General features: G+C 43.3%; 21 protein-coding genes, 1 rRNA gene and 1 pseudogene. 21 read left to right on the forward strand and 2 right to left on the reverse strand.

The features are described from left to right. The 11 genes and pseudogenes from AB5026_RS02670 to pgeF all read left to right on the forward strand — a co-directional run. Positions 1 to 178, forward strand: a 23S ribosomal RNA gene (locus AB5026_RS02670); the annotation flags it as partial. Between the two features lie 324 nt (positions 179 to 502). Beyond that, positions 503 to 1,201, forward strand: a complete 699-nt coding sequence (locus AB5026_RS02675; RefSeq protein WP_022427325.1) for an energy-coupled thiamine transporter ThiT — start codon at positions 503 to 505, stop codon at positions 1,199 to 1,201. 404 nt (positions 1,202 to 1,605) lie between these two features. After that, a pseudogene (locus AB5026_RS02680) lies at positions 1,606 to 2,138 on the forward strand (IS607 family transposase). Further along, complete coding sequence (locus AB5026_RS02685; protein WP_368212707.1) at positions 2,068 to 3,231, forward strand: RNA-guided endonuclease InsQ/TnpB family protein; 1,164 nt, start codon at positions 2,068 to 2,070, stop codon at positions 3,229 to 3,231. The pseudogene AB5026_RS02680 and the gene AB5026_RS02685 overlap by 71 nt, the downstream one beginning before the upstream one ends. Positions 3,232 to 3,427: 196 nt before the next feature. Then, positions 3,428 to 4,303: a methionyl aminopeptidase gene (locus tag AB5026_RS02690; protein ID WP_022426625.1), complete on the forward strand. Its 876-nt coding sequence runs from the start codon at positions 3,428 to 3,430 to the stop codon at positions 4,301 to 4,303. 138 nt (positions 4,304 to 4,441) lie between these two features. Further along, positions 4,442 to 4,789 carry a 50S ribosomal protein L19 gene (gene rplS, locus AB5026_RS02695; protein ID WP_015525316.1) on the forward strand — a complete coding sequence of 116 codons (348 nt, stop codon included), beginning with the start codon at positions 4,442 to 4,444 and terminating at the stop codon, positions 4,787 to 4,789. 96 nt (positions 4,790 to 4,885) lie between these two features. Next, positions 4,886 to 5,494, forward strand: coding sequence for a signal peptidase I (gene lepB, locus AB5026_RS02700; protein ID WP_015525315.1), 609 nt, complete (start codon positions 4,886 to 4,888; stop codon positions 5,492 to 5,494). Between the two features lie 42 nt (positions 5,495 to 5,536). Continuing rightward, entirely contained in the window at positions 5,537 to 6,394 is an 858-nt protein-coding gene (gene ylqF / locus AB5026_RS02705; protein ID WP_368212710.1) for a ribosome biogenesis GTPase YlqF, read from the forward strand. After that, on the forward strand, positions 6,394 to 7,149 hold the full coding sequence (locus AB5026_RS02710; RefSeq protein WP_015525313.1) for a ribonuclease HII: 756 nt from the start codon (positions 6,394 to 6,396) through the stop codon (positions 7,147 to 7,149). Before ylqF ends, AB5026_RS02710 begins: the two co-directional genes overlap by 1 nt. 45 nt (positions 7,150 to 7,194) lie before the next feature. Further along, positions 7,195 to 7,554, forward strand: a complete 360-nt coding sequence (locus AB5026_RS02715) for a YraN family protein (RefSeq protein ID WP_044960433.1) — start codon at positions 7,195 to 7,197, stop codon at positions 7,552 to 7,554. An 18-nt stretch (positions 7,555 to 7,572) separates the two neighbouring features. Continuing rightward, on the forward strand, positions 7,573 to 8,418 hold the full coding sequence (pgeF, locus tag AB5026_RS02720; RefSeq protein ID WP_022426627.1) for a peptidoglycan editing factor PgeF: 846 nt from the start codon (positions 7,573 to 7,575) through the stop codon (positions 8,416 to 8,418). Here pgeF and AB5026_RS02725 read toward each other — a convergent pair. Then, the gene (locus AB5026_RS02725; RefSeq protein ID WP_015525311.1) at positions 8,405 to 9,577 is read right to left on the reverse strand and encodes a ribose-phosphate pyrophosphokinase; all 1,173 of its coding nucleotides are present in this window, start codon (positions 9,575 to 9,577) and stop codon (positions 8,405 to 8,407) included. The genes pgeF and AB5026_RS02725 overlap by 14 nt on opposite strands. Before the next feature lie 144 nt (positions 9,578 to 9,721). Between AB5026_RS02725 and AB5026_RS02730 the strand changes: the two genes are divergently transcribed. Genes AB5026_RS02730 through AB5026_RS02745 form a run of 4 tightly spaced genes read left to right on the forward strand, consistent with a single transcriptional unit; the run spans position 9,722 to position 14,076 of the window. After that, positions 9,722 to 11,107 (forward strand): DUF512 domain-containing protein, encoded by a 1,386-nt coding sequence (locus AB5026_RS02730; protein WP_129975010.1) that lies wholly within the window; start codon positions 9,722 to 9,724, stop codon positions 11,105 to 11,107. Then, the gene (gene der / locus AB5026_RS02735) at positions 11,070 to 12,395 is read left to right on the forward strand and encodes a ribosome biogenesis GTPase Der (RefSeq protein ID WP_015525309.1); all 1,326 of its coding nucleotides are present in this window, start codon (positions 11,070 to 11,072) and stop codon (positions 12,393 to 12,395) included. Before AB5026_RS02730 ends, der begins: the two co-directional genes overlap by 38 nt. Positions 12,396 to 12,399: 4 nt before the next feature. Beyond that, positions 12,400 to 13,047, forward strand: a complete 648-nt coding sequence (gene plsY, locus AB5026_RS02740) for a glycerol-3-phosphate 1-O-acyltransferase PlsY (RefSeq protein ID WP_015525308.1) — start codon at positions 12,400 to 12,402, stop codon at positions 13,045 to 13,047. Between the two features lie 12 nt (positions 13,048 to 13,059). Further along, positions 13,060 to 14,076, forward strand: coding sequence for an NAD(P)H-dependent glycerol-3-phosphate dehydrogenase (locus tag AB5026_RS02745; RefSeq protein ID WP_022426671.1), 1,017 nt, complete (start codon positions 13,060 to 13,062; stop codon positions 14,074 to 14,076). 154 nt (positions 14,077 to 14,230) lie between these two features. Here AB5026_RS02745 and AB5026_RS02750 read toward each other — a convergent pair whose 3' ends face one another. After that, complete coding sequence (locus AB5026_RS02750) at positions 14,231 to 15,058, reverse strand: aldo/keto reductase (protein ID WP_022426672.1); 828 nt, start codon at positions 15,056 to 15,058, stop codon at positions 14,231 to 14,233. Between the two features lie 346 nt (positions 15,059 to 15,404). Between AB5026_RS02750 and AB5026_RS02755 the strand changes: the two genes are divergently transcribed. The 6 genes from AB5026_RS02755 (at position 15,405) to AB5026_RS02780 (ending at position 20,711) form a co-directional block, all read left to right on the forward strand. Then, a complete protein-coding gene (locus AB5026_RS02755; protein WP_015525305.1) occupies positions 15,405 to 15,797 on the forward strand; it encodes a hypothetical protein in 393 nt (130 codons plus the stop codon). Between the two features lie 64 nt (positions 15,798 to 15,861). Then, on the forward strand, positions 15,862 to 16,044 hold the full coding sequence (locus tag AB5026_RS02760) for a CooT family nickel-binding protein (protein ID WP_015525304.1): 183 nt from the start codon (positions 15,862 to 15,864) through the stop codon (positions 16,042 to 16,044). A gap of 23 nt (positions 16,045 to 16,067) precedes the next feature. Further along, positions 16,068 to 17,000, forward strand: coding sequence for a methylenetetrahydrofolate reductase (locus tag AB5026_RS02765; protein ID WP_059085931.1), 933 nt, complete (start codon positions 16,068 to 16,070; stop codon positions 16,998 to 17,000). A 112-nt stretch (positions 17,001 to 17,112) separates the two neighbouring features. Beyond that, a complete protein-coding gene (locus tag AB5026_RS02770) occupies positions 17,113 to 17,883 on the forward strand; it encodes an AAA family ATPase (protein ID WP_021975845.1) in 771 nt (256 codons plus the stop codon). Positions 17,884 to 18,000: 117 nt separating this feature from the next. Continuing rightward, positions 18,001 to 19,893 carry an anaerobic carbon-monoxide dehydrogenase catalytic subunit gene (gene cooS / locus AB5026_RS02775; protein ID WP_368212714.1) on the forward strand — a complete coding sequence of 631 codons (1,893 nt, stop codon included), beginning with the start codon at positions 18,001 to 18,003 and terminating at the stop codon, positions 19,891 to 19,893. Positions 19,894 to 19,937: 44 nt separating this feature from the next. Beyond that, positions 19,938 to 20,711, forward strand: a complete 774-nt coding sequence (locus tag AB5026_RS02780) for an AAA family ATPase (protein ID WP_015525298.1) — start codon at positions 19,938 to 19,940, stop codon at positions 20,709 to 20,711. The last annotated feature ends 7 nt before the right edge of the window (positions 20,712 to 20,718 follow it).

Genomic DNA, 20,718 nt, shown 5'->3' on the forward strand with positions numbered 1-20,718 from the left:
TAGCCAAGTCCGGAAGGGATAAACGCTGAAGGCATCTAAGCGTGAAGCCCCCCTCAAGATGAGATATCCCATTCTTATGAAGTAAACCCCCTTGAAGACGACGAGGTAGATAGGGCAGAGGTGGAAGTGTGGTAACACATGGAGCTGACTGTTACTAATCGGGTGAGGGCTTGACCAACAAGCCGAGGAAGCGGGGATACCACCCGCTGTAGTATCGGTACGCAGGTTAAATTTGATTCAAAAAGTTTGATTAACCATCAACAAAGCATGTATGTAGTTTTTAAGGTACAAAGGGAAAGAGGAAAGCAGGAGAAAAATCAGTACATGGATTTTTCTCCTGTTTTTATTATATATAATCATACATCTCCCACCATTTACATCTCTTTTTCCATATGCTACAATAGGTAAGACCAAAGGAGCCTGACCAGGCTGTGAGGAGGTGCAGGCTTTGACCTTTGAACTTGATTTGGGCAATTTAATCGTAAGGAGGAAAGAAAAGAGTATGTTTAATTTTCTTGTGACTGCCGAAGGCGGTCTCACAACGGCAGGATATGCCGTATCTGTTATTGCAGTCCTGATTTTGATAATTCTGGTAGCAGTATTACTTCAGAAAAACACATCTGCATTAAAATTTACCACACAGCAGCTGGTTACCTGTGCAGTAGCATTGGCACTTGCATATGTAACTTCCTACATTAAGATATTTAAACTGCCATTTGGCGGATCTGTGACCTTGTTCAGTATGTTGTTTATTGTTCTGATCGGTTACTGGTATGGCATTAAGGTAGGAATTCTTACCGGTCTTGTATATGGGATTTTTCAGTTCCTCCAGGAGCCATATGTCCTTTCATTTTTTCAGGTATGCTGTGATTACATTCTGGCATTTGGAGCCATGGGGCTTTCCGGATTATTTACAAAATCCAGAAAACATGGTCTTCTTAAAGCATACATACTAGCAATTCTGGCAAGAGGGGCATTCCATGCACTTGGCGGATATCTTTATTGGATGGATTATATGCCGGATAATTTCCCGAAGTCTCTGACAGCTTTGTATCCGATTATTTACAATTACAGTTATATTCTTCTGGAAGGTGTACTGACGATCGTAGTAATTTCTATTCCGGCAGTATCCCGTGCACTTGGGCGAATGCGAATAATGGCAACTGGTGGAAACCGACAATCTGCAGCCACCGAAAAATAATTAATACAGACACATAAATAAAAATAGATCGTTCAAGCTACTACGATCTTTTTTTATTGAAAAATCGCAAAAAGTTATATAAAACAAACCAAAAACACAAAGAATACTTTTCACCTAAAGAAAGTTGTGCTATGATAATCAGGCGGAATAATTTCCCATTCAAACGGATGAAGGCAAGTCCCCACCTACAGTTTATTGCTTTTCGCAACCACATAGGAGACTTCTTTGATTCGGTTAAAATATTTCAGACAGATATAACATATCTGAACATATAAAATACAAAAGAAAAAGCAGCCATACAGTTGCGAAAAGGAGAATATCTTAAGTAATCAAATTTGTTGACTAATGTGATCAAATGTGTTTAAAAGTACTCAAAAGAGTAAATTATTATGAACACATCAAATATCACAAATTACAAGCCAAAAGATTTTGCTGAACTGTTAGGTGTATCTGTAAAAACATTACAGCGTTGGGATAGAGACGGAACTCTAAAGGCAAACCGAACTCCAACTGATAGACGTTATTACACTTATGACCAATATCTGCAATTCAAAGGAATAAGTACTGAAGATGACCAACGTCAGGTAGTTATTTATGCCAGGGTATCTACAAGAAATCAAAAAGATGATTTACAAAACCAGGTTGCATTTTTACGACAGTTTTGTAATGCCAAAGGTATTATTGTAGACCAGTGTATTGAAGATTATGGAAGTGGCCTTAATTACAATCGTAAAAAGTGGAACGAATTATTAGATGAAGTGATGGAACAAAAAATCAAAACCTCGTGCAGGATATTGTTTCAATACTCCATGTGTTCTCTTGCAGGTTGTACGGACTTCGTAAGTATAAAAAACAAATAGAAAGGGATGTGGAAATTGCTAAAGAGCTTCAAGACGGAAATAAATCCGTCAGAGGAACAGAAAGTCAAGATTCATAAGACGATAGGAACTTGTAGATTTATTTATAATTTCTATCTTGCCCATAATAAAGAACTTTACGACAACGGTGAAAAGTTTATGAGCAGTAACAGGTTTAGAGTCTGGCTTAACAATGAATATCTTTCTGAGCATCCGGAGTATTCGTGGATTAAGGAAACTTATTCAAAAGCAGTAACACAGTCAGTAAATAATGGACAAACTGCTTTTACAAGATTTTTCAATCACGAGAGTGCTTTTCCTAAGTTCAAAAAGAAAGGCAGATCTGATGTAAAGATGTATTTTGTAAAGAATAATCCAAAGGATTGTCGTTGCGAAAGGCATAGAATCAATATTCCGTCACTTGGTTGGGTCCGTATCAAAGAAAAAGGATATATTCCAACAACTAAAGACGGATATGTGGTTAAAAGTGGCACGGTCTCAATGAAAGCTGACAGATACTATGTTTCAGTTCTTGTAGAAATTTCTGATAACAAGATTGCTGATAATTCCAATGCAGGAATTGGCATAGACTTGGGATTAAAGGATTTTGCCATTGTTTCTAATGGTAAGACTTATAAGAACATCAACAAGTCAGCAAGACTGAAAAAGCTTGAGAAACAACTTATTCGGGAACAGAGATGTCTCTCCCGTAAGTATGAAAATCTAAAGAAAGGAGAAGTCACTCAAAGGGCGAATATACAAAAACAAAAACTCAAGGTACAGAAACTTCATCATAAGATAGATAATATCCGTACTGATTACATTAACAAGACAATCGCTGAGATAGTGAAAACCAAGCCATCTTATATAACGATCGAGGACTTAAATGTAAATGGTATGATGAAGAATCGACATCTTTCAAAAGCAGTTGCATCACAAAAGTTTTATGAATTTAGAACAAAGCTGCAAATCAAATGCAATGAAAATGGGATCGAACTTCGAATAGTAGATAGATGGTATCCATCATCTAAAACCTGTCACTGCTGTGGCGCTATCAAAAAAGATTTAAAGCTTTCAGATAGAATATTCAAATGCAGTTGCGGTTATGTCGAAGACAGAGATCTCAATGCTGCACTTAATTTGAGAGATGCAATAACTTACGAAGTTGCATAACTAAAACGCAAACGTAAGTATGTACCGAAGGCTATTTTCGGGAATTTACGACTGCGGAGTGTACAAGAACTTGTGAGTAGATATGATTTCGGTCAATCAAAAACATACACGGTGAAGCAGTAAGTAGAACTCGTGAGAGTCTACGTTATCTCGATGTGAGTATATTTACACATATTTTGAGTGGCAGAAGAAAAAGATGGCTAAAAAAATCGAACGAAATGATCCCTGCTGGTGTGGAAGCGGAAAAAAATATAAAAAATGTCATGAAGCATTTGATGAAAAAATGGAACTCATGAAAAAGAAGGGGTATGCAGTTCTTGACCATGATCTGATCAAGACACCTGCACAGATCGAGAAGATCAAAGAGAGCTGCAAGATCAATGTTGCAGTTCTTGATTATGTTGCAGAGCATATCGGACCAGGCGTGACGACACAGCAGATTGATGACTGGGTACATGAAGAAACAGTACGTCATGGCGGAATTCCGGCACCACTTAATTATGAAGGTTTTCCAAAAAGCGTATGTACATCTATCAACGAGGTAGTATGCCACGGAATCCCGGATGAAGAAATTGTCTTAAAAGAAGGTGATATTGTCAATGTAGATGTATCCACCATTTATCAGGGATATTTTTCTGATTCCTCTCGTATGTTCTGTATTGGACAGGTAAGTCCGGAGAAGGAGAAGCTTGTCCGTGTGACAAAAGAATGCATAGAGCTTGGCCTTGAACAGGTAAAACCATGGACACCGATCGGAAATATGGGAAGTGCTGTACACAAACATGCAGTGGAAAACGGCTATACAGTTGTGAGAGAAATTGGCGGACATGGTGTAGGTCTTGAGTTTCATGAAGATCCATGGGTAAGCTACACATCTAAGGAAGATACAGGTGTACTCATGGTACCCGGAATGATCTTTACTATTGAACCAATGGTCAATATGGGATCTGATGAAATCTATACAGATGAGATCGATGACTGGACAGTGAGGACAGAGGATGGTCTGCCATCGGCACAGTGGGAGATCATGGTCCTTGTTACAGAAACAGGACATGAGGTCCTTTGCTGGTAAAAGCCATCGAAAATCCGGAAAAAAAGTCCTTGCAATGAGAAGTTATCTAGTGTATAATCACATATGTTGTGAAAAAAGATGGTCCTCTGTTACCATATGTGTATTAAGAACATCCAGTATAATTAAGGAGAGAAAGAAATGAACGAAATTATTAAGAACATTGAGTCCGCTCAGCTGAAAGCCGAAGTACCGCAGTTCCGCGTAGGAGACACAGTAAGAGTACACGCACTGATCAAAGAGGGAACACGTGAGCGTGTTCAGATCTTCGAGGGTACAGTACTTAAGAGACAGGGTGGAAGCACAAGAGAGACTTTCACAGTAAGAAAGAGCTCCAACGGTGTTGGTGTTGAGAAAACATGGCCGCTTCATTCCCCACATGTAGTTAAGGTTGAGGTTATCCGTCATGGTAAAGTACGCCGTGCGAAACTGAACTACCTGAGAGATCGTGTAGGTAAAGCAGCTAAGGTTAAAGAGCTTGTAAAATAATTTCATAAGTAAAGAGGCAGGGACAATAACATTTGCTATTGTCCCTCTTTTTACATCAGTGCGTATGCGTGTAAAGACACATACAGGGGATAGAATATGGGATTAAATAAGAAGATTAATATCGAAAATCTGAAGGAAAACAGAGCTGTTTCCGAAGCAAGGGAGAAGCTTCGTGATGACAGGACAAGAGGAATCGTGAAATGGGTGTTTGAAATTATTGTGACCCTGGTTTTTGCTGTGCTGGTTGCAATCTCTGCATTTCAGACTGTGACATTGCAGGAAAGTGCCATGGAACCCACGTATTCTGTAAGTGAAAAATTTTTTGTAAACAGGGCTTTATATAAGGTCAGTTCACCAAAACGTGGAGATGTGATCGTTTTTAAAACAAGCGCCAGTGACTCGGCAGCCCTGCATATCCGACGTGTGATCGGCCTTCCCGGGGAGACTGTTCAGGTTAAAGACGGGAAGATCTATATCAACGGCAAGGTTTATGAAGAAAACGGAGCTTATCAGGATATGACAGATGGAGGACTTGCAAATAGTGCTATAACTCTGGAAAGCGGGGAATATTTTGTCCTTGGTGATAATCGCAATAACAGTGAGGACAGCCGCTTCAGCGATATCGGAAATATCAGTAAGAAGTACATTGTCGGGAAAGTTTGGTTTACAGTTTCTCCGAAAAATAAAATAGGTTTTATAAAATAGATCAAAGTAAACAGATTAAAGTATAGATAAATGAGGTGAATTATGAACGTACAGTGGTATCCAGGCCATATGACGAAGGCGAAGCGTCAGATGCAGGAAGATATCAAGCTGATCGATCTGATCATTGAGCTTGTAGATGCAAGAGTTCCTCTTTCCAGCCGAAATCCGGATATTGATGAGCTGGGAAAAAACAAGGCGCGTATGATCCTTCTCAACAAAGCAGATCTTGCCGATGAGAGACAGAACCGTGCCTGGATGGAATATTTCAAAGAAAAAGGAATCTATGCGGTAAGTATTGATTCCCGCAATAAGGGATCTATGAAGGCCGTTTCTGCGGCAATCACAGAGGCATGTAAGGAAAAGACAGAGAGAGACCGGAGACGAGGAATCAAAAACCGTCCGGTACGTGCGATGGTTGCAGGAATCCCTAATGTTGGAAAATCAACATTTATCAATACCTTTGCAGGAAAAGCCTGTGCCAAGACCGGTAATAAACCAGGAGTTACAAAAGGAAAACAGTGGATACGTCTGAATAAAAGTGTGGAGCTTCTGGATACCCCTGGAATTCTCTGGCCGAAATTTGAAGATCAGGAAGTTGGAATGCGTCTTGCCTATATCGGTTCGATCAAGGACGATATTCTGAACATCGAAGAACTTGCCCTGGGTCTGATCGGATATCTGCAGGAGTTTTATCCGGCAGCGATCAGAGAGAGATACAATGTAGAAGAAGAGCTGAAATCGCTGGATATCCTTACTGCAGTTGCGAAAGCAAGAGGATGTCTGAAAAAGGGCGAAGAGCTTGGTTATGAGAAAGCATCCCGCCTTTTGCTGGAAGAATTTCGTTCCGGAAAACTGGGAAAAGTGACTCTGGAGTTTCCAAAAGGACCGGAGGAAGCGTAATGGAAACAATGAAAGATATCAAGGCGCGTTTTGCGTCAGCGAAGGAGGGCGAATATAACGCCCTTTTTCGTCATTATGAAAATGATGAGAGAAGCGGTGTACAGAAACTGATCCAGCAGTATCACAAAAAGCTTCAGGCTCTGGAGGATGAGCGTGTACGTACAGAGAGCATGAAGAAATATGAACATGAATATGAGCATCTTGGATATCTTTGCGGGATCGATGAGGTGGGAAGAGGCCCTCTTGCCGGACCGGTAGTCGCCTGTGCGGTGATCCTTCCGAAAGACTGCGATATTTTATGGCTGAATGATTCTAAAAAGCTTACAGCTAAGAAGAGAGAAGAATTGTACGATGTGATCCTGGAGGGAGCAGTTTCTGTTGGAATTGGAATGGCAAGTCCGGAGAGGATTGATGAGATCAATATCCTGCAGGCAACCTATGAGGCAATGCGTCAGGCAGTGAGCAGGCTTTCTGTACAGCCGCAGCTGCTTTTGAACGATGCGGTTACCATACCGGAAATCCAGATTCCGCAGGTACCCATCATCAAAGGTGATGCAAAAAGTGTATCCATTGCGGCAGCAAGTATTGTTGCCAAAGTGACCAGAGACCGGATGATGGAAGAATATGATAAGGTTCTTCCGGAATACGGATTTGCCTCCAATAAAGGATATGGTTCTGCAGCGCATATTGAAGCACTGAAGAAATATGGACCAAGTCCGATACATAGAAAAACGTTTATCACACATTTTGTATAAAAATACTTAAGATACCGACATCAAAAACAGAAAGGTTTTGTTTATCTGAAGGAAAATAGAAGACAGAAGGGCAGCTATTATGAAGGAATTGCTGCAGCGTTCCTGCAAGAAAAGGGGCTGCAGATCAAGGAAAGAAATTTTCGCTGCCGAAGTGGTGAGATCGATCTTGTTGCGCAGGATGGAAGATATCTGGTGTTTATTGAAGTGAAATACAGAAAGAACGGAAAGAGTGGAAGTCCTTTTTCAGCGGTAGGGAGAGAAAAACAGAGGATCATTAGCAAAGTGGCAATGTTTTATCTGATTGCACATGGATACCGGGAGCTGCCTCCCTGCCGTTTTGACGTAGTAGGAATTGATGGAGAGAACATCCACTGGATAAAAAATGCTTTTGATTTTTGCAGTTGAAAGGACTGGTCACATAAGATGAAAATAAAATGGTATAAAGATAAACAGCTAATGAATGTAAATCAGAAGAACAAGGTTACCTGGCTTACATATCCTGCTTTTGAGAAATTTCCCGGGATCGTACATGGCTTCAGTACCCGCCTGGGAGGAGTAAGCCAGGGGATTTATGAATCTATGAACTTAAGCTTCACAAGAGGGGATGAAGAGTCTGCGGTGCGGGAAAATTACCGCAGACTTTCTGCTGCTATGGGATTTTCCATGGAAGATATCGTAACCTCTGATCAGACACACACCACCAATGTACGTGTGGTCACGGAAGAAGACAGAGGAAATGGGATCACAAAACCAAGACCTTATACAGATGTGGATGGAATGATCACCAATGTGCCGGGACTGGTGCTGGCAACGTTTTATGCGGACTGTGTACCACTTTTCTTTATAGATCCGGTACATAGAGCTGTGGGATTATCTCATTCCGGCTGGAGAGGTACTGTAGGAAAGATCGGAAAAGTGACGGTGGAGAAGATGACTGAGGAATTTCAGACAGATCCTTCAGAGCTTTATGCAGCCATTGGTCCTTCTATCTGTCAGGATTGCTATGAAGTCAGTGAAGATGTGATCGATCAGTTTAGAGAGGCGTTTGAAGAAAAATACTGGGATGTGCTTTTTTACAGAAAACCAGATGGGAAATACCAGCTGAATCTGTGGGAGGCGAACCGAAGGATCTTTCTGGATGCAGGCATAAAAGAAGAGCGGATCTCAATGCCGGGCATCTGCACCTGCTGTAATCCGCTCTTTCTTTACTCACACAGGGCTTCTCACGGGAAACGTGGAAACCTGGGAGCATTTATTACTGTTCGTTGACTTTTTTCATGAGATCCATGATCTTTTCGTTGCTGGAACGAACCTTCTCGACAGATACATCATGATTGATGATATCGATGATACTTGCAAGATATTTGCTCATGTTTGCTTCGATATAGTATGGACGGTCAAGAAGCTCAGGAATACGATAGTTAAGGTTGGTTGTGATGACTCTGTCCAGCCAGCCTTTTTCGTAATATTCATCAAATTTGGCTACGCCATCTGTAAACAGACCGTAGGTTGTGCAGACGAATACACGTCCGGCTTTACGCTCTTTGAGCTGACGGGCAACATCCAGCATGCTTTCTCCGGAAGAGATCATATCGTCGATGATGACAACATCTTTGCCCTCTACGGAATCTCCGAGGAATTCGTGAGCAACGATCGGGTTCTTTCCGTTGACAACGGTGGAGTAATCACGGCGTTTGTAGAACATACCCATATCGACTCCAAGGATATTGGAGAAGTATACAGCACGGGACATGGCACCTTCATCCGGGCTGATGATCATGAGATGATCATTGTCAAGCTTGAAATCAGGGACATTTTTGACCAGTGCTTTCAGGAACTGGTATGTGGGGAAAAAGTTATCAAAGCCCTTCAGCGGAATAGAGTTCTGTACACGTGGGTCATGAGCATCAAAAGTAATGATGTTGGAAACACCCATGGCACTTAACTCGCGAAGTGCAAGTGCACAGTCAAGAGATTCTCTCTTGGTGCGTCTGTGCTGACGTCCCTCGTAAAGGAATGGCATGATAACGTTGATACGGTGTGCTTTACCGGTGGCTGCGGAGATGATTCTCTTCAGATCCTGGTAATGGTCATCCGGAGACATGTGGTTCTCATGACCGCATACGCTGTAAGTAAGGCTGTAATTGGTCACATCTACCATGATATAAAGGTCTGTTCCGCGGACAGATTCCTTGATGTAACCCTTACCCTCACCGGTTCCGAAACGTGGGCATTCGCAATCTACAAGGAAAGATTTTTCTGCATATCCCTGTGGGATGATGGTGGATTTTTTTGCGGCTACAAGTTCTTTACGGAATTTAACCAGCTTTTTGTCAACCTCCTCGGCCAGTTCGCGGCATCCGGCAAGTGCGGCGATTCGGATCGGGGCAACAGGCATAGACTTTTCCAGCAATTCTATGTTTGGCATAATATTCCTCCTAAGTGTATGTCATTAAAAATTCTCAGTCTATTTATAACATCAGACCCACGTGTCAGTCAAGGTGTTTTCTCAAAGTGTTGATTTTTAAGAGCAAAGTTGTTATTATATACGGGATAGAAAAGGGAGATAATGATGAAATTAAGAAAGCATATGATTTCCAGGGTGCTGCCCGACAGTATTGCCGAGGAGCTGGGGCTGGAGCCGGGAGACAGACTTGTGTCTGTAAACGGACAGCCTGTGGAAGATGTCTTCGATTACCGGTATCTCATGAATGAAGAGCTCGTGGTGCTTCTGATAGAGAAGCCTGATGGCGAAGAGTGGGAACTGGAGGTAGAGAAGGAATATGAGGAAGACCTTGGAATAGAATTTGAGAACGGAGGACTGATGGATGACTATCGCTCCTGTTCAAATAAGTGTATGTTCTGTTTTATTGACCAGATGCCGCCGGGTATGCGTGAGACGCTGTATTTTAAGGATGATGATTCCAGGCTTTCCTTTCTTCAGGGAAATTATGTTACACTTACCAATATGAGTGAGAAGGATATTGAGCGTGTGATCCGCTATCATCTGGAACCGATCAACATTTCGTTCCAGGCAATGAATCCGGAACTCCGGTGTAAAATGCTGCATAACCGTTTTGCAGGAAAGGCTCTGGATAAGGTGGATATGCTGTACAATGCAGGAATCACCATGAATGGACAGATTGTACTGTGTAAGGGTGTCAATGACGGAGACGAGCTGGAATACAGCCTCGAAAAGCTTTCCGCTTATGCGCCGGTCCTTCAGAGCGTTTCTGTTGTACCGGTAGGACTTACCAAATACAGAGAAGGTCTCTATCCTCTGGAACCTTTTAATAAGGAAGATGCTGAAAAAGTCCTGGGGCAGATCGAACGCTGGCAGAAGATCATGATGGAGAAATATGGGATCCATTTTATCCATGCTTCAGACGAATGGTATATTCTGGCAGACAGGGAGCTTCCCTGTGAGGATGAATATGATGGATATCTGCAGCTTGAGAATGGCGTGGGAATGCTCAGACTTCTGGAAACGGAAGTAAAAGAAACGCTGGAGGGGCTTTCCGGTGACGACCGTAAGGTGACAGGCAGGATCGCCACAGGAAAACTGGCAGCGCCTTTTATCGCACGCTATATAAAAGAGATCCAGAAGAAATATCCCAATGTGCAGATTCCGGTCACAACCATCGAGAATCGTTTTTTCGGTGAAAAGATCACAGTGTCCGGCCTGATCACCGGGCAGGATCTGAAAGAGCAGCTTTCCGGTCTTGACCTTGGAGAGAAGATTCTGATCCCGTGCAGCATGCTGAAAGGTGATGAGGAGATTTTTCTGGATGACATGACACTGGAAGAGCTTTCGGAAGCGCTGAACACAGAAATTGTAATCGTAGACACAGGAGGACGTGATCTGGTGGAAGCCGTGATCTACCCTCCGGAACATAAACAAACAAGAAGGAGACAGATTTATGAGCAAACCAGTAGTAGCGATAGTGGGAAGGCCTAATGTAGGCAAATCCACTCTGTTTAACGCTCTGGCAGGTGACAATATTTCCATAGTAAAGGATACACCAGGAGTAACCCGTGACAGGATTTATGCAGATGTCACATGGCTTGACAGGACATTTACTCTGATCGATACAGGCGGAATCGAGCCGGACAGCAGCGATATCATTCTCTCCAGAATGAGAGAGCAGGCACAGATCGCCATTGATACGGCAGACGTGATCATTTTTATCACAGATGTTCGCCAGGGTCTTGTGGATTCCGATGCCAAGGTGGCAGATATGCTCCGCCGCAGCGGCAAGCCGGTACGTCTTGTAGTTAACAAGGTAGACAGCCACCAGAAATATATGATGGACGTATATGAGTTTTACAATCTTGGAATCGGAGAACCGATTCCGATTTCCGCAGCTAACAGACAAGGCCTTGGAGATATGCTGGATGAGGTGATCAAAGAGTTCCCGGATAAGAGTGAAGAGGAAGATCAGGATGATATTCCGAAGATCGCCATTGTAGGAAAGCCGAACGTGGGAAAATCTTCTCTGATCAACAAGCTTCTTGGAGAGGAGCGTGTGATCGTATCCAATATTGCAGGAACCACACGTGATGCTATAGACACAAAGGTTACCTGGAACAAAAAAGATTATATTTTTATCGATACTGCAGGACTTCGACGCAAGGGTAAGGTAAAAGAAGAGATCGAGCGCTATAGTGTTATCCGTACTGTGACAGCTGTAGAGCGTGCAGATGTGGTTGTAGTTGTGATCGATGCCTCCGAGGGCGTTACCGAGCAGGATGCTAAGATCGCGGGAATCGCTCATGACAGAGGAAAGGGTATCATCGTAGCGGTAAATAAATGGGATGCCATTGAGAAAAATGACAAGACCATCTACAAGCATACGGAAAAGATCCGTCAGATCCTTTCCTTTATGCCATATGCACAGATCATCTTTATCTCTGCAAAAACAGGTCAGAGACTTCCAAAGCTTTTCGAAAATATCGATACAGTTATCGAAAATCAGACACTTCGTATCCAGACAGGTGTTCTTAATGAGATCCTTTCTGAGGCAGTCGCTCTTCAGCAGCCGCCGTCTGACAGAGGAAGAAGACTGAAGATCTTCTATATGACACAGGTTGCGGTAAAACCGCCGACATTTGTTATCTTTGTCAATGACAAGGAACTGATGCATTTTTCCTATGTAAGATATCTGGAGAACAAGATCAGGGATGCATTTGGATTTTCCGGAACTTCCCTGAAATTTATCATCCGCGAGCGCGGGGAAAAGGAATAAAAGTATGGAACGTATTATTTGTCTTGTTATCGGTTATGTATGCGGGCTTTTTCAGACAGGCTATATTATTGGAAAAGTCCACAAGACAGATATCAGAGATCATGGCAGCGGGAATGCGGGTACTACGAATGCCTTCCGGACCTTTGGAAAGAAAGCGGGAGCGATCACCCTGCTGGGAGACTGCCTGAAGTGTGTACTGGCTATTGTGATCGTGAGAATGGTTTATGGAAATTCCATGAATGGTATCCTTCCGCTTCTTACCCTTTATGCAGCATTGGGATGTATCCTCGGCCACAATTTTCCGATTTCTATGGAATTTCGCGGTGGAAAGGGAATTGCTGCTTCTGTAGGCATGATCATTGCTTTTGACTGGCGGATATTTATTGTATGTGCAGTTGTCTTTTTTGCACTGTTCTTTACAACTCATTATGTATCGCTTTGCTCTCTCAGTGCATATGCGGTGGCTTTTATCCTGGTCCTGGTTTTTGGACATATGGGAAAATATGGGATGGATCAGGCGCATACTGTTGAGCTTTATATCGTGATGGCAGTTCTTACAGCAATGGCGTTCTACAGACACAGGGCAAACATTGTAAGACTGTTTCATGGAACAGAGAATAAGGTGTTTTTAAGCAGTAAGAATAAAAAATAAGAGGTAAGATTTATGGCAAAAATCAGCGTACTGGGTTCGGGGAGCTGGGGATTAGCCCTGGCACTCCTGTTGCATAATAATGGCCATGAAGTCCTTCTTTGGTCAGCAAGACCGGAGAATGCCCGAAAACTCCGGGAAAAAAGAGAAAATCCTGACAGGCTTCCGGGGGTACGGCTTCCGGATGAAATCGATGTCCTGACAGATCTGGAGCGTGCGCTTAAGGATGTGGATGTAACAGTTCTGGCAGTAGCTTCCCCGTATATCCGGAGTACTGCACACAAGATGGCATCGTTTGTGTGCAGGGACCAGAAGATCGTCAATGTTGCAAAAGGTATTGAGGAAAAGACACTGAAAACACTCAGCGAGGTGATTGAAGAAGAAATCCCGCAGGGTAATGTAGCTGTACTTTCCGGTCCAAGCCATGCGGAAGAAGTAGGACGCGGACTTCCTACAACCTGTGTGATCAGCGCACATACACAGGAAACTGCGGAATACCTTCAGAGCATTTTTATGAGCCCTGTGTTCCGCGTGTATACAACACCGGATATCCTTGGGGTGGAACTTGGCGGAGCACTGAAAAATGTAATCGCACTGGCAGCAGGTACTGCCGACGGCCTTGGATATGGAGATAATACCAAGGCGGCACTGATCACCAGGGGAATCACGGAAATAGGAAGACTTGGTAAAAAAATGGGGGCGCAGATGGAAACCTTTTACGGCCTGTCCGGGATCGGCGACCTGATCGTGACTTGTGCAAGTAAGCATAGCCGTAATCGAAAGGCCGGATATCTGATCGGCCAGGGATATACGATGGAAGAAGCTATGAAAGAAGTGCAGATGGTTGTGGAAGGTGTTTATTCTGCAAGAGCTGCAAGAGAGCTTGCGGAGAAATATGAGGTGGAGATGCCTATCATAACGGAAGTGAACCGCGTACTGTTTGAAGGAAAATCAGCAGCGGAAGCAGTAATGGACCTGATGCTGCGTGATAAAAAAGTGGAAACGCCCATGCTCCCGTGGGAAAATGTGTGAGCGGATCAGTTAAATATTTCCGGGTTTCCGATATGTGAAATGCTAAGCTGGGAATAACAGGATCGCCGTATCAACTGAAAAGAAAAAATAAAAAGATATCTGCCAGAAGATTACTTATGATCTGACAGATATCTTTTTTGCATTATTATGGAAATTAAAATTGAATATCACGGAGATCTTCTGGAACATGAGAAGTATGCAGATCTTCGTTCAGTGTATCGATGATCGCCATATCTTCATCCTCGATATTGAAGTCAAAGATGTTTCCATTGCTGCGGATTCGTTCCGGGTTGATGGATTTCGGAATGACAGAAATTCCCTTCTGTATTGCCCAGCGAAGCCCGATCTGTGCAGGAGTCCTGGCATATTTGGTCCCCAGAACACACATTACATCATTATCAAAATATGCACCTCTTGCCAGAGGAGCATAAGCCTGTACCTGAATACCGAAAGCCTTGCAGTATTCAATCAGTTCAGCAGGGTAACACAAAGGATGGCACTCGATCTGGTTTACAGCAGGAATAACCCCGGATATCTTACGAAGCTCTTCCAGATGCCGGATATCAAAATTACTGACGCCGATACTTAAAGCACGTCCAGATTCCAGAATGGATTCCAGCTCTTTCCAGGTGCTCAAATAGCAGCCGGGAACCGGCCAGTGTATCAGATAGAGATCTACATAACTGACTTTCAGACGGTCGAGACTACGGGAAAAAGCTCCCTGGACATCGCCGAGACGCTGCGCATTGTTCCAGATCTTGCTGGTGATGAAAAGATCCTTTCTGGGAACTCCGCATTTGGCAATGGCACGGCCAACGCTTTCTTCATTTTTATAAACAGAAGCGGTATCGATCATGCGGTAGCCGGCGGAAATAGCAGAAGTGACTGCTGCTTCGGCCTGTACGTCATCGGGCAACTTGTATACGCCAAGCCCCAGAAGAGGCATTTCTCTGTCGTTGTTCAGAAAAACAGTTTCTTTCAAAATAATTCCTCCTTGTATGTTCTGCTTTCCATGCTTTTGCTATTATAGCACAAAAATATGAAAGAATCACATCAATTATATTACAAAAGTGATAAAGCTTAGAGTTGGACAGACGAGCAGACTGGGTAATAAGTTGTGGTTTGAAGAGACTAACTTCGTTAAAAATGAAACAATCGAGTTAATTTACTGTCAAAGTTTTTGGAAAAATAGGAAAAACAGCATATAATTTTGGCTATATTTTATAATTATTTTCTTGATAATAACAGTGAAAAGATGTATAATAAATTTAATTGATAAATTCTTGTCATGAGAGTGTCCGCCCGGCGGATACAGGAAAGGGGTATTTATGCATTTAATCAAAGATGAGAATGGCAATCTTGTTCAGCATGGACATGCAGACAGCCATGAACATACACATGAGCACACCCATGAGGACGGTGTGACTCACAGCCATACACACAGCCATGCGGAAGGAGATAACCATTGTCATACACACGGTGATGGACACTGCGGTTCCTGCGAGAGCGGTGACTGCAAGAATGAGACTGTAGCACTTCTTACCTACATGCTGCAGCATAACGAGCATCATGCCGCAGAACTTGATCAGATGGCTGACAATCTTAAGAAGCTTAACATGGATGCAGCTGCGAAGACGATCAAAGAGGCAGTTGCAGATTTTCAGAAAGGCAATATGAGACTTGGACTTGCTCTTACACTTGTTAAGGAAGAGTTGAAATAAAAACCGACAGAATAGTTTTGACAGCATAGTGGTTAAATGATGCCACTTATTTGGAGGAATGATTATGTGTCTTGCAACAGTATATAAGGAAGAAGATAATTCTGTGATCTTTAAGAATGTAAGCCGGATCGATGTGGACGGAAATAAATTGATCCTTCGAGATATCATGGGAGATGAGCGCGTGGTAGAAGGCAGTATCCTTATGGTGGATCTTGCAAACAGCATCGTGAAACTGCAGTGCAACTGATACAAATACGTGGAGGACGATCAATGAAATTATCTGAAGCAATGAGAGAAAAAATGTTGCTTTCCTTTGAACTTTTTCCGCCAAAGACAGAAAAAGGTATGGCAAACCTGCCGGGAACCATTGAACATCTCATGAAGTATAGACCGGAGTATATTTCCTGTACATACGGTGCCGGCGGCGGAAATGTCGGTGCCAACAGGGAAGTATGCCAGATGATCAGGAATGCAGGAACTGTTCCTGTAACACACTTCACAGTGATCAAGAACACAAAAGAAGGAATTAGACAGCAGTTGGAACAGTATCTGGCAGATGGCGTTGACCATATGCTGGCACTTCGCGGAGATATTCCACTTGGTGAGACAACAACCTGTGGAGACTTCAATTATGCGACAGACCTTGTTAAATTTGTCCGTGATGAATTTGGCGATAAGTTCGAGATCGCAGTAGCCGGTTCACCGGAAGGCCATATCGCATGCAGAAGCTTGGATGCTGATATTGCTGTTTTGAGACAGAAACAGGACAATGGTGCTGATTATATCATGACCCAGCTCTGCTGGGATATGGAACAGTTTAAATACTGGTTGGACGCTATCCGCGAGGCTGGAGTGACAATGCCTGTAGATGTTGGTGTAATGCCAATCCTGGATCAGGCAGCTACCATTAATATGGCTCTTTCACGTAATGGCTGTGTAATGGACAGTGAGCTTTGCAGGCTGATCTCCAGAAACTGGCTGTTCCCGAATCCGTTTAACGCTAAAGATGCTGATGGTAAACCATTTGACATGTTCTATGAGGACAAGGTTAAACGATTCAAAGAAGAAGGAATCGAATACACCATCAGACAGATCGATGAGTATCGCGCTCTTGGTGTTGACGGTATCCATCTTTATGCATTAAACAAATGGAAAGATGTATCCGAGATCATTGACAGATCCGGACTTCGTACACTTATCTAATCATCAACGAAATAAATAAGAATTCCGGCACGATGCGGAGGTGCCAGAACAGTATCAGGCACCTCCCTTATGCGCCGGCATAACAGATATAAAATCAGGAGGTGCCCGTTTTATGGCACATGTTATTGCAGTCGCCGGAAAAGGCGGCGTTGGAAAAACTACATTATGCGGAATGCTGATCCAGTATCTCTGCGAAAAGAAAAAAGGACCTGTACTGGCTGTAGATGCAGATGCCAATTCAAATCTGAATGAGGTTCTTGGCGTAGAAGTAGATACGACTCTTGGCGATGTCCGCGAGGAGATCGCACATGCTGAGATGACAGAGAAAAGCCCGATCCCCAAAGGAATGTCCAAGGCAGATTATGCGGAGGTACGTTTTGAGGATGCTCTTGCAGAGGAAGATGATTATGATCTTCTTGTAATGGGAAGAACCCAGGGAAAAGGCTGCTATTGCTTTGTAAATGGTCTGCTTCAGGCACAGCTTGCCAAATACCAGAAAAATTATCCGTATATTGTTGTGGATAACGAAGCTGGAATGGAACATATCAGCAGAGGAATCCTTCCGAGCATGGAGACAGCAATTCTTGTAAGTGACTGCTCCAGAAGAGGCGTTCAGGCAGTTGGCAGGATCGCAGAACTTATTAAGGAATGCGATATGAAGCCTTCCAGAGTAGGGCTTATTATCAATCGCGCGCCAAAAGCAGAACTGAATTCAGGAATCCTTGAGGAAATCCGGAATCAGGGACTCGATCTGATCGGTGTGGTACCACAGGATGAGGCAGTTTATGAATATGACTGCGATGGTAAACCAACCGTTACTCTTCCTGAGGATAATCCGATGAGAAAAGCAGCTTTTGAAATTTTTGATAAATTAGGTTTATAACGAAATATAAACCTTTTTTTAAAAAAGAAAATAACCCATGGGTGGGGATGGGTTCCTGCCCTGGGCTTATTATAAAAAGAAAAATAAAAATAGATGTGCTATTAAAGGAGGTCTATAATGAGTGAATTCAAATTAACTACAGTGGAGGAATTTGAAGCCGCTACAGCCCGTCTTCTCGAGACAGGTGCAAAGGTAGGAGCAGATGCATGGCAGATCCGTGCAAAGAACCAGACTCCGCACTGTAAATTCGGTGAGCAGGGTATCTGCTGCCGTATCTGTGCAATGGGACCGTGTCGTATTACACCGAAGGCTCCAAGAGGAATCTGCGGATGTGATGCTCATGGTATCGTAGGAAGAAACTTCCTTAAATTTACAGCCGGTGGTGCAGCTACTCACTCCGATCATGGTCGTGAGATCTGCCATACACTGTACTGTGCAAAAGAGGGCGGAAATTATCAGGTAAAAGATCCTGAGAAACTGCTTCGCATCGCTAAAGAGTGGGGCGTGGAAACAGAAGGCAAGGATATCTATGATCTGGCTCATGAGATGGCTGAGATCGGTCTTATGGAATATGGTAAACCGTTCGGATATCAGAGATTCCTTGACAGAATGCCTGCAGGACAGAAAGAAAAACTGATCGAGAACGAAATCGCACCACGTGCTATCGACCGTGAGGTTGCAAGCTCCCTGCATATGTCTCATATGGGATGTTCATCTCTTCCGGAAGCACTTGTAAAACAGTCTATTCGCTGCGGTATGGCTGATGGATGGGGCGGTTCCATGATGGGAACAGAGTTCTCTGATGTATTATTCGGAACTCCGAAGCCACTTGATACAGAGGCTAACCTTGGAGTAATGGTTGAAGAGAACGTAAACATTGTTGTACACGGACATGATCCGAGTCTTTCTGAGATGATCTGTGAGTATGCAGACAGCAAAGAAATGATCGATTATGCAAAATCTGTAGGAGCAAAAGGAATCACCGTTTCCGGTGTGTGCTGTACTTCTAACGAGGTAGCTATGCGTCGTGGTGTTCCGATGGCTGGTAACTTCCTGCAGCAGGAGAACGTAGTACTGACAGGTGCCTGCGAGGCGATCGTAGTTGATGTTCAGTGTATCTTCCCTGCATTAGGACCTCTGAGCAAATGTTTCCATACTAAATTTGTTACAACTTCTCCGATCGCTCAGATGCCGGATTCTGAATTTATCAGATTCAACGCTGAGACAGCAGGAGAAAATGCAAAAGCAATCGTTAAGATGGCTATCGATAACTTCAAGAACAGAAAACCTGAGCTTGTACATATCCCGCAGCTGAAACAGAAAGCTACTGTTGGTTACTCAGTAGAAGCGATCGTCAAAGTTCTTGATGGTGTTACAAACTCTCAGGTTGACGTAACAGGAACAACCAAACCATTACTTGAGTGCATCACTTCCGGTGTTATCCGTGGTGCTGTTGCTATGGTTGGATGTAACAATCCTAAGATCCGTCCTGACTATGCACATATCGAACTGATGAAGAAGTGTATCGCAAATGATATCATTATCATCGCTTCCGGATGTTCCGCACAGGCAGCTGCTAAAGCTGGTCTGATGGACAAATCCGCAAGAGATCTCTGCGGTGCAGGTCTGAAACGTGTCTGTGAGCTGGCTGATATCCCAGCAGTACTTCATATGGGATCCTGCGTAGATATCTCCCGTATGATGATCCTGGCTGCTGAACTTGCAAAAGATGCAGGACTTCAGATCAATCAGCTTCCTGTAGTAGGATGTGCTCCTGAGTGGATGTCTGAAAAAGCTGTATCCATCGGTAACTACGTAGTTGGTACTGGTATTGATACATTCCTTGGCGTTGATCCATATGTTTCCGGTTCTTCAGAAATGTGCGAACTTCTTACAGAGGGAACAAGAAAATGGACAGGTGCTGCTTACACAGTAGAGACAGACATCGAGAAATTAGTTGATCTTATGATCGAGAGAATTGAAGAGAAGAGAACAGCATTAGGAATCTAATCCGTTGCGATCTTTAAAATGTTATAAAAGGTGGAAGACGTAAAATGAAAATAGCAGTAACCGGTAAAGGCGGAGTAGGAAAGACAACTTTCGCAGCAACACTTGCAAGACTATACGCAGATGAGGGAAAAAAAGTCCTTGCGGCGGATGTGGATCCGGATGCGAACCTGGGTCTTGCCCTTGGATTTGACGAGGAAACCTTGGATTCTATTGTTCCGATCTCAAAAATGCGTAAGCTCATAGAAGAACGCACCGGAGCCAACAGCCAGAATCAGTTTTATAAACTGAACCCAAAGGTAGACGATATTCCGGATACTTATGGAAAAACCTGTAATGGCGTAAAGCTGCTTGTCCTTGGAACTGTGGAAACAGGTGGAGGCGGATGCGTCTGTCCTGAACATGTGATGCTTAAAAGAGTGATCAATAACCTTGTGATCCACAGAGATGATGTGGTGATCATGGATATGGAGGCCGGCCTGGAACATCTGGGCCGGGGCACCACGGAGAGCATGGATGAATTTATTGTAGTGATCGAACCAGGGGCAAGAAGTGTACAGACATATAAGAATGTTAAACGTCTTGCAAAGGATCTGGGAGTTTCTCAGGTTAAGGTCGTGGCCAATAAGGTAAGAAATCCGGAGGATGAGGAATTTATCCGGAGTAAGATCCCGGCAGAAGATCTGCTTGGAATGATCCACTACAATACAGAAGTTATAGATGCTGATCGTCAGGGAAAATCTCCCTACGATTTCAGTGAAACTGTAACAGCTGAAATCAGAAAAATCAAAGACAAAATTGATCAGAATTCAATTCTGTAAAAATAGG

It is taken from the genome of Blautia sp. RTP21359st1_E11_RTP21359_211015 (genome assembly GCF_040910705.1).
Taxonomy (GTDB): domain Bacteria; phylum Bacillota; class Clostridia; order Lachnospirales; family Lachnospiraceae; genus Blautia_A; species Blautia_A fusiformis.

What these genes read in the sequence shown, in the direction of transcription:
- AB5026_RS02675 (WP_022427325.1), top strand. Translation starts at nt 503, where the DNA reads ATGTTTAATTTTCTTGTGACTGCCGAAGGCGGTCTCACAACGGCAGGA.
- AB5026_RS02685 (WP_368212707.1), top strand. Translation starts at nt 2,068, where the DNA reads ATGTGGAAATTGCTAAAGAGCTTCAAGACGGAAATAAATCCGTCAGAG.
- AB5026_RS02690 (WP_022426625.1), top strand. Translation starts at nt 3,428, where the DNA reads ATGGCTAAAAAAATCGAACGAAATGATCCCTGCTGGTGTGGAAGCGGA.
- rplS (WP_015525316.1), top strand. Translation starts at nt 4,442, where the DNA reads ATGAACGAAATTATTAAGAACATTGAGTCCGCTCAGCTGAAAGCCGAA.
- lepB (WP_015525315.1), top strand. Translation starts at nt 4,886, where the DNA reads ATGGGATTAAATAAGAAGATTAATATCGAAAATCTGAAGGAAAACAGA.
- ylqF (WP_368212710.1), top strand. Translation starts at nt 5,537, where the DNA reads ATGAACGTACAGTGGTATCCAGGCCATATGACGAAGGCGAAGCGTCAG.
- AB5026_RS02710 (WP_015525313.1), top strand. Translation starts at nt 6,394, where the DNA reads ATGGAAACAATGAAAGATATCAAGGCGCGTTTTGCGTCAGCGAAGGAG.
- pgeF (WP_022426627.1), top strand. Translation starts at nt 7,573, where the DNA reads ATGAAAATAAAATGGTATAAAGATAAACAGCTAATGAATGTAAATCAG.
- AB5026_RS02725 (WP_015525311.1), bottom strand. Translation starts at nt 9,577, where the DNA reads ATGCCAAACATAGAATTGCTGGAAAAGTCTATGCCTGTTGCCCCGATC.
- AB5026_RS02730 (WP_129975010.1), top strand. Translation starts at nt 9,722, where the DNA reads ATGAAATTAAGAAAGCATATGATTTCCAGGGTGCTGCCCGACAGTATT.
- der (WP_015525309.1), top strand. Translation starts at nt 11,070, where the DNA reads ATGAGCAAACCAGTAGTAGCGATAGTGGGAAGGCCTAATGTAGGCAAA.
- plsY (WP_015525308.1), top strand. Translation starts at nt 12,400, where the DNA reads ATGGAACGTATTATTTGTCTTGTTATCGGTTATGTATGCGGGCTTTTT.
- AB5026_RS02745 (WP_022426671.1), top strand. Translation starts at nt 13,060, where the DNA reads ATGGCAAAAATCAGCGTACTGGGTTCGGGGAGCTGGGGATTAGCCCTG.
- AB5026_RS02755 (WP_015525305.1), top strand. Translation starts at nt 15,405, where the DNA reads ATGCATTTAATCAAAGATGAGAATGGCAATCTTGTTCAGCATGGACAT.
- AB5026_RS02760 (WP_015525304.1), top strand. Translation starts at nt 15,862, where the DNA reads ATGTGTCTTGCAACAGTATATAAGGAAGAAGATAATTCTGTGATCTTT.
- AB5026_RS02765 (WP_059085931.1), top strand. Translation starts at nt 16,068, where the DNA reads ATGAAATTATCTGAAGCAATGAGAGAAAAAATGTTGCTTTCCTTTGAA.
- AB5026_RS02770 (WP_021975845.1), top strand. Translation starts at nt 17,113, where the DNA reads ATGGCACATGTTATTGCAGTCGCCGGAAAAGGCGGCGTTGGAAAAACT.
- cooS (WP_368212714.1), top strand. Translation starts at nt 18,001, where the DNA reads ATGAGTGAATTCAAATTAACTACAGTGGAGGAATTTGAAGCCGCTACA.
- AB5026_RS02780 (WP_015525298.1), top strand. Translation starts at nt 19,938, where the DNA reads ATGAAAATAGCAGTAACCGGTAAAGGCGGAGTAGGAAAGACAACTTTC.